Raw genomic sequence first — 1,100 nt, 5'->3', positions numbered from 1 at the left:
TTAGCCGTCCTTAGGAGAAGGACGGTCCGGAAAAATCCTGGGTGCGTCCGGACACTCAACCAAGAAAAAGGGGAATACGACATGAAGAGAATGATCATTGGAACTGCGATTTTGGCTCTTGCGGCGTCAGCTGCGCAAGCCGGAGACATCGGAGTGTCCATTTCGCACAGCGATTCGTTCCTGGCCGTCATGGTCCAAGGGATGAAAGAGGAGGCGGCAAAGACGAGCCAGCCTCTCCAGATCGAGTTCGCCGAGGCCGATGTGAACAAGCAGCTTTCCCAGGTACAGAACTTCATCGCTGCCAAGGTCGACGCGATCGTCGTGAACGTGGTCGAAAGCTCCGCCTCTCCGACGATCACGAAGATGGCTGCGGATGCCGGAATACCTCTGGTCTACGTGAACAACACGCCGAGCGATCTTGCAAGTCTCGGGCCGAAGACTGCCTTCATCGGCTCGAATGAAATTGATGCCGGTACGCTCGAAACGAAGGAAGTATGCCGCGTCCTGAAGGAAGAGGGCAAGACCGAGGATGCTGGCATTGTCATCATCCAGGGCATTCTGGCTCAACACGCCGCGGAACAGCGCAGCAAGGCTATTCACGACGTCATCGCGACGCCGGAATGCAACTTCATGAAGATCATCGACGAGCAGTCGGCCAACTGGGATCCGGTCAAGGCACAGGACCTGATGACGAACTGGATCACCGCAGGCCACAAACCGGTGGCCGTAATCGCCAACAATGATGAAATGGCTTTGGGCGCCATCAACTCTTTGAAAGCGTCCGGCTGGGACATGAAAGACGTTGTCGTTGCCGGCATCGATGCGACCAAGGAAGCGATGCATTACCTGCAAAACGGTGATCTCGACGTCACCGTCTTCCAGGACGCAATCGGGCAGGGCGCCGGCTCGGTGGACGCCGCCGTCAAGCTCGCCAAGGGTGAGACCGTCGAATCGCCGGTGTGGATCCCCTTTGAGCTTGTGAACCCGGCAAACGTCGAAAAGTACCTCGCCAAGAACTGATCGCCGACATGCTGCAGGTGTGCCGCTCAAGGCACATCTGCAGCCAAAGCGTCGATGCACAGAAAGCAGAAGGTCCAGTT

General features: G+C 57.0%; 1 protein-coding gene. It reads left to right on the top strand.

Going from position 1 to position 1,100, the window contains the following annotated elements; all coding sequences use genetic code 11:
* Positions 1-81: 81 nt before the first annotated feature.
* Positions 82-1,020: a substrate-binding domain-containing protein gene (locus ACSQ2W_RS27325; RefSeq protein ID WP_436084339.1), complete on the top strand. Its 939-nt coding sequence runs from the start codon at positions 82-84 to the stop codon at positions 1,018-1,020.
* Positions 1,021-1,100: the final 80 nt, after the last annotated feature.

It is taken from the genome of Pararhizobium sp. LjRoot255, from assembly GCF_964252905.1.
GTDB lineage: Bacteria > Pseudomonadota > Alphaproteobacteria > Rhizobiales > Rhizobiaceae > Pararhizobium.
Note: the sequence above shows the minus strand (reverse complement) of the source record. Positions and strands in the feature narration are given on the sequence as shown.